The 6,542-nt window shown below is 36.0% G+C and carries 8 protein-coding genes and 1 pseudogene; all 9 read right to left on the bottom strand.

Features of this window, described 5'->3' with window-relative positions:
• Positions 1-17 precede the first annotated feature (17 nt).
• On the bottom strand, positions 18-986 hold the full coding sequence (locus H280_RS0102220) for an aromatic acid exporter family protein (RefSeq protein ID WP_020059480.1): 969 nt from the start codon (positions 984-986) through the stop codon (positions 18-20).
• Between the two features lie 103 nt (positions 987-1,089).
• Complete coding sequence (locus tag H280_RS0102225) at positions 1,090-1,812, bottom strand: amino acid ABC transporter ATP-binding protein (RefSeq protein ID WP_020059481.1); 723 nt, start codon at positions 1,810-1,812, stop codon at positions 1,090-1,092.
• Positions 1,805-2,464 (bottom strand): amino acid ABC transporter permease, encoded by a 660-nt coding sequence (locus tag H280_RS0102230; RefSeq protein ID WP_020059482.1) that lies wholly within the window; start codon positions 2,462-2,464, stop codon positions 1,805-1,807. Before H280_RS0102230 ends, H280_RS0102225 begins: the two co-directional genes overlap by 8 nt.
• A 36-nt stretch (positions 2,465-2,500) precedes the next feature.
• On the bottom strand, positions 2,501-3,280 hold the full coding sequence (locus H280_RS0102235) for a transporter substrate-binding domain-containing protein (protein ID WP_020059483.1): 780 nt from the start codon (positions 3,278-3,280) through the stop codon (positions 2,501-2,503).
• A 235-nt stretch (positions 3,281-3,515) separates the two neighbouring features.
• On the bottom strand, positions 3,516-3,929 hold the full coding sequence (locus H280_RS0102240; RefSeq protein ID WP_155894958.1) for a BrxA/BrxB family bacilliredoxin: 414 nt from the start codon (positions 3,927-3,929) through the stop codon (positions 3,516-3,518).
• A gap of 144 nt (positions 3,930-4,073) precedes the next feature.
• Entirely contained in the window at positions 4,074-4,481 is a 408-nt protein-coding gene (locus H280_RS0102245; protein ID WP_020059485.1) for a YjdF family protein, read from the bottom strand.
• A 289-nt stretch (positions 4,482-4,770) separates the two neighbouring features.
• Complete coding sequence (locus H280_RS0102250; RefSeq protein ID WP_020059486.1) at positions 4,771-5,241, bottom strand: NUDIX hydrolase; 471 nt, start codon at positions 5,239-5,241, stop codon at positions 4,771-4,773.
• Between the two features lie 76 nt (positions 5,242-5,317).
• Positions 5,318-6,022 (bottom strand): DUF421 domain-containing protein, encoded by a 705-nt coding sequence (locus H280_RS0102255; RefSeq protein ID WP_028411069.1) that lies wholly within the window; start codon positions 6,020-6,022, stop codon positions 5,318-5,320.
• Positions 6,023-6,363: 341 nt separating this feature from the next.
• Positions 6,364-6,542: pseudogene (locus H280_RS25575) on the bottom strand (IS5/IS1182 family transposase); the annotation flags it as partial.

Genomic DNA, 6,542 nt, shown 5'->3' on the forward strand with positions numbered 1-6,542 from the left:
ACCTCATTCCTTCCTTCTTATATTAATTCTTTGATGTTATATTTCCCTATAAATTGACTTTTAATGAGTAAAAATTGCTCTATTTCATAGACGAGCTGAACGAGCTTAGCACGCGTTTCAAATTCTTCTCGTGTTTTTGGAAGCGGCATTTCTCGAAAGATTTCTCGCATCTCTTGAAGCTGTCTTAATGATATAACCCCTGTACTTTCTGGGCGAATACCATTCCCAACATTTTCAATTACATCCGCCACCATACCCGCTTGTTCATATGACCAAGATAATGAAGCAACTAGCGGCATAACTCTTTCTAAAATTTCGAACTGTTGCTGGCGCATTTGAAAATAACGATAGTAATAATCATCTTCACGCATAAACCGATTTTCCAGCTTTATAAAAGATACTTCTTTTGCCCTCTCAAGTAATGTTTCCGTTTCAATTAGCTCTTTTCCATTCCACACACTTTCACGATTTCTTAAATAGGCAGCCATTTCAAATAGAATCGTCTTAAAATTAGATTCCACTTTTTGTTGATACTCTTTTAGTTCACCTTCAACGCTTGGCATGTACACATTAATTAATAAAGCCACACTAATGCCAACCGTTAAAATCGCAATCTCATTTCCAACAATGGGCCATGTAATTTTTTGCAGTGAATATAAATGAAAAACAATAACAGAGCTTGTAACAATCCCCTCTTGAATCTTTAGCATAACCGCACTTGGAATAAACAAAAGTAATAAAACTCCAATTGCTAACGGTGTATACCCTATGGATTCAAAAATAAAAAATGCAAATACCATAGAAAGTAAACAGGCTAAAAAGCGATGAATAGATACTTCTAATGATTTTCTTTTTGTATTTTGTACACATAAAATGACAAGAATGCCGGCTGAGCTATAAAACTCCAAATGAAGTAATTGAGCAATCCACACAGCCAATGCAGTTCCAGCTGCTGTTTTCACTGTTCGATATCCAATTTTAAACATGTTAACGCTCCTATTATGTACGAACTACTTTCAATTTAAGTATAAAGAAAAGGATGACATAATGTCATCCTTTTTCCCTTATTATTCACGTAACGTTTACATATTACAACATTTTTTGCAAAAATTCTTGAGCACGTTTGCTTTCCGGAGCTGTAAAAAATTGCTCTGGCTTCGCATCTTCTACAAGTTTCCCGCCATCTAAAAAGAGAACACGATCGGCTACTTCTTTTGCAAAACCCATTTCATGCGTCACGATTGCCATCGTCATTCCTGTCGTTGCAAGAGATTTCATAACCTCTAATACTTCTTTCACCATCTCTGGATCTAGTGCTGAAGTCGGTTCATCAAATAGCATAACGTCCGGTTCCATTGCTAATGCTCTTGCAATTGCAACACGCTGTTTTTGTCCACCAGAAAGGCGATTTGGATAAGCATCCTTTTTCTCAAGTAATCCCACTTTTTCTAATAATTCTTCAGCCTTTTTTACTCCCTTTTCCTTCGCAGTACCTTTTACAGTAAGAGGAGCATACGTAATATTTTCTAACACTGTCATGTGAGGAAATAAGTGAAAATGCTGAAACACCATTCCAACATGTTGACGAACTTCCATAATGTTTGTATTTGGATTCGTTACATCCTGATCACCAATACAAATTTGTCCGCTCGTTGGTACTTCTAGTAAATTCATGCAACGTAAAAATGTTGATTTCCCTGAACCGGACGGCCCAATAATTGCTACGACTTCGCCTTGTCCAATTGTTGTTGTGATCCCTTTTAATACTTCGTTATTTCCAAATGATTTGTGAAGGTCATTAATTTTAATCACTTTTCTTCATTCTCCCTTCAACTGCTTTCCCAATGAATGTAAGAATAATAACAAGAATGTAATAAATCATACCGACAAATAATAGCGGTTCAAAATAAGACAATGTCTCGCCGCCAACAATATACGCACGGCGCATTAAATCTGTTGCACCGATTACAGTAACAACCGCGGACTCTTTCGTTAATGTAACAAATTCATTTACCAATGCAGGTAAAATATTTTTTAATGCTTGCGGTAAAATAATATTTCTCATCATTTTTCCATATGGAATACCAAGTGCCATTGCCGCTTCTGTTTGTCCTTTATCAACTGCTTGAATTCCAGCACGAATCACTTCTGACATGTATGCGCCTGAATTTAAGCTAAATGCTAACACAGCTGCTAAAAATGCTGAAATATCATATCCTGTAATTTGCGGAAGACCGTAATAAATAAGCATTAATTGTAGTACAAGCGGTGTACCACGGAAAAGAGATGTATAAAAATCAGCAATTATACTTAAAACTTTTATTCTAGCAATTTTACAAAGCGCTAATAACGTCCCTAGCGCAAAACCAAGCAAAGAAGCGACAGCTACAATCTTTAATGTTACTTCTAAACCTTTTAATATATATGGTATTGAAGGCGTTATTTGCGAAAAATCCAAGTTCATCCTAAGTCATTCCTCCCTAGAAGATGGTTTGGCGGCTTATTTCTCGCCGCCAAACCATTTCTTCACTAATTTATCCATTTCTCCATTTTCTTTCATTTTCTTAATTACTTTATTAAACTCCGCTGTCTTATCACTATTTTTCGGAAGCGCAATTGCTGAACCAGCTTCATCTGCAGCTTCTGGAATTTCCACACTCTTTAACTCTTTATTTTTTTCTAAATATCCTTTTGCTACTGTATCTTCTAAAATAATTGCATCAAAACGCCCTGCTTGAATTTCTTGAATAAGTTCTGGTACACGATCACGTCCTTCAGATTGGAACGATACTTGTTTTTGTAAATCTTTCGCCTTTTCTTCTTGGATAGATCCTGTTTGCACTCCGACTTTTTTCCCTTGTAGATCTTGCAATGTTTTAATGTTTGCACCTTGTTTAGAGATAATTACATTTTTAGCAACAAAATAAATATCTGTAAAATCAGCATTTTTCTTACGCTCTGCTGTCGGCGTCATTCCCGCCATGACAAAGTCAACTTTCCCAGCCTCTAATGATGCTAACAGTCCACCAAAATCCATATCTTTAATTTTTACTTTATAACCTAATTCTTTACTAATATAGTTCATAACATCGATATCGAAACCGATAATATCTTCACTCTTTTTTGCATCGACATATTCATACGGTTTGTAATCTGCAGATGTTCCCATAACTAACACTTTCTTTTTATTATCACTTCCTGCATTTCCATCCTTACTACAAGCAGTGAATATACTCATGATTAAAATAAGTGCAACTGAAATTGATAAAAGCTTCTTCATTACTTTCCCTCCTAATTTAATGTATATTTATTTATTTTATAGAATTTTTATTCGATGAATGTATTGTAGCAATAAATTTATTTTTATGCAATAAATAAAATAAAAATAAATTTATTTTTATCTCCACAACGGAAATAAATCATTATACATTGCATAATTTTGTGCATAATCAACTTATTTTATGCATAAAAAAGAGCCGCTAAGATTATATTCTTAACGGCTCCAAAAACGTATATTACATTTCATCACAATGTTCTTCAAAGTATGATTGCAATTTCGCAATAACTTGCATTGCATCATGGCCTTCAATCTCATGACGCTCAACCATCGTTACGATCTTTCCATCTTTCAATAGTGCAAACGATGGAGAAGATGGTGGATACCCTTCAAAGTATTCACGCGCACGTGCTGTTGCCTCTTTATCTTGACCTGCAAACACAGTAACAAGGTAATCTGGACGTTTATCATAATGAATAGAATGAGCTGCTGCAGGGCGAGCAATCCCCCCTGCACAGCCGCATACAGAATTTATCATTACAAGTGTTGTACCTTTCTTTTGCAATGCTTCATCTACAGCTTCTGGCGTTGTTAATTCCGTATAACCAGCTGCTACGATTTCTTCACGCGCTTGACGAACAACGTCATTCATAAAAAAGTTGAAGTTAACCAAATCTTTCCCTCCTCTTATATACCTATTTGTATATTACCAGTAATGATTTCAAAAATACAAGTAAACTTACTTGCTTAGTCATTAAGAAAAACGTCTTAGAGAAAGGACTCTAAGACGTTTTTCTTAATGACCACGATGCTTTTGTTTCGCTTTTTGCACTTTTAGCGCACGCTTTTTCCGTTTTTCTACTTCTCGCATTTCCTTCGATTGCACTTGCTTTTCTTTTTTATGCACTTCATACGATAACTGAATTGCTTCTTGTGCTTTCGTAAATTTTGAACTTTTTAATTCCTTTGCTGCTTGCCGAATCATGCGCTTTACATTTTTCGGACGCTTTTGCTCTTTCATCGCTACTCCGCATTTCGCATAGCGATTAAAACGCGGTAACAACGCACCATTTACAAACAAAAGCACCTCTTCATCTGACGGTTCAGTACCAAAAATGTGCCGTACTGCATACAACTTTCCCTTTTCTTCTCTTTCAACCATTCCTACAAAATACTGACCGTCATGATATACTGTCAACTTCACTGACAGTCCCTCCCTTACAAGCATATTCAGAAATGCTGGACATCCCGGAGGGGAAGGTTACTGACATAAAAATTATGCGTCCGGACTACCAACCGGAACTGTGTTTTCGCACATCTATTTCCATTATATACAAATTTAACTTAACTTTCCAACACAAAAGTCGCTGCCATGCCAAGCAAAAAGTAACCTACTACTTGCTTGCTAACTTTGTTTAAACATCGTATGTGGCAGAAAAAGGCCCTAACCGCGTCTATCTAAAAAGAAAAGGTTTTTAATTTATATTTATACATTACAATATTTGTTTGTTCCGCATCATTTCTACATATACTTCTATCATTCTTTTATGCGACCCTACAATATACTCTGGTAATTCTGTAACCGGAAAAAACTTTAATTGGATTGCTTCCTCTTTATTTACAGTAGGTTCTCCTTCATAATCATGCGTATAATAGGCAGTCGTTACTGCTTGAAACTCGTCACCGTTTTCTAGTTTCACAAAATATTTTGCACCTGAGAACACATTAATAAGCTGCAAATTCTTCACATGAATGCCTGTCTCTTCATACACTTCACGGTATGCAGTTTCTTCTGGTGACTCCCGCAGCTCCATTAATCCACCAGGAAGGCCCCATTTTCCATGCGGTTCTTTTCTTTGTTGTAATAATACTTCCCCATCTTTATTCAATACAAGAACAACTGAACCGACTAAAATTAACGGGCGATGACCAACTACTTTCCGTAATTCCTCCACATATCCCATTTCAACAAACCTTTCTTTTTATTTCCTTGTCCACACCATTGTATCATATGTATAAAATGGAAAAATGGTCATTTTTTTACTTTTCAAGCAAAATATTTATTTGTCCTTTTTCATCTACTGTTGCTAATTGAATGGATTGAATCGGTACTTTCTGCTGTAACTCTGCTCTTACCCACTCTTCCGTTTTTTCTAATAAAGAAAGAACATCCTTTTGAATCTTTCCGTTCTTCACAAGAATAAATGTAATAGGTGATTGTTCTGCGTATATTTTCATATCTTTTCGGGACACTGTTTCATGTGCCGCATATTGAAATACAGAAACAACCCCACTTGCTTCCCATAAAGCTAGTTTTACTGTTTGAATATTTGTAATCCCTTGCAATCTTAGCTCCGAAAATAAATACTCGACTGTAATCCGCGCTTTCTTTAAATTATTAAACTGAACGGAACCATTATGTATAAGGATAATTGGTGCAGGCTCTAAAAATCGTCTCCACCGATCCCACTTTAATGTCAAAATAGAACTTACTATATGAAGTACAACGAGAATAAACGATGTAATCATAGAACCCAAAAGACCTACTTTTTCATCAGACAATGCATTCGTTAAATTTCCCTCTAATAATAGCACGAGAATCAGATCTAAAAAACGAAGCTGGGCAATAGAGCGTTGTCCCATCGCTTTTGCCACAATAATTAAAAACATATATGCCACTATAGCACGGAGCATCCACTCGAAACTCGAAAGATGCTTTGCGCCTTCAAATATGTGCATATGCATAATAGATGGCACCCCTTAATTAAATTCCTCCTTTTAGTTTGTGTTTAATTATATTGTCTATGTAAAAAACATTATAAAAAGAGGAAAAAGCGTTCAGGGCCTTTCTCTGCCACGTCCACAGTGGAAAGCAAAGGGAGAATACGATTGCAGGGTACGTTGTTTTCTGCATGCAGTAACTTATATGGCCAAAAATCAAAGTGAATTTGTATACAAAAAAGCCCGCCAATTAGGAGGCCACTGAAAAACTCACGTTTTTTCAGCTCAAAAACCGGATGTGAAATTAGAAAGGCGACTTTTCGTTCAAAATGGAACGAAAAGTCGCCTTTCTTTCTATTCTTTTTTTACTTTTCTTCCTTTTTTTCCTTCATTAAGGTCATAATTCGTTTTAAATTGACGGCAAATATAGCCATCGCACCTTGCATTCGCATACCAATGAGACCCGAGGAAGATGCTACATCATACCCGTGTCTGTGCTTCAGTTCACTATTTTTCGCTTCGATTTTGTAACGCTCTTTCCCTT

Source organism: Bacillus sp. 123MFChir2 (assembly GCF_000383235.1).
In the GTDB taxonomy this organism is placed as follows: domain Bacteria; phylum Bacillota; class Bacilli; order Bacillales; family Bacillaceae_G; genus Bacillus_A.

Coding starts and splice junctions, on each gene's coding strand:
- H280_RS0102220 (WP_020059480.1), bottom strand. CDS start 986: ATGTTTAAAATTGGATATCGAACAGTGAAAACAGCAGCTGGAACTGCA.
- H280_RS0102230 (WP_020059482.1), bottom strand. CDS start 2,464: ATGAACTTGGATTTTTCGCAAATAACGCCTTCAATACCATATATATTA.
- H280_RS0102235 (WP_020059483.1), bottom strand. CDS start 3,280: ATGAAGAAGCTTTTATCAATTTCAGTTGCACTTATTTTAATCATGAGT.
- H280_RS0102240 (WP_155894958.1), bottom strand. CDS start 3,929: ATGAATGACGTTGTTCGTCAAGCGCGTGAAGAAATCGTAGCAGCTGGT.
- H280_RS0102250 (WP_020059486.1), bottom strand. CDS start 5,241: ATGGGATATGTGGAGGAATTACGGAAAGTAGTTGGTCATCGCCCGTTA.
- H280_RS0102255 (WP_028411069.1), bottom strand. CDS start 6,022: ATGCATATGCACATATTTGAAGGCGCAAAGCATCTTTCGAGTTTCGAG.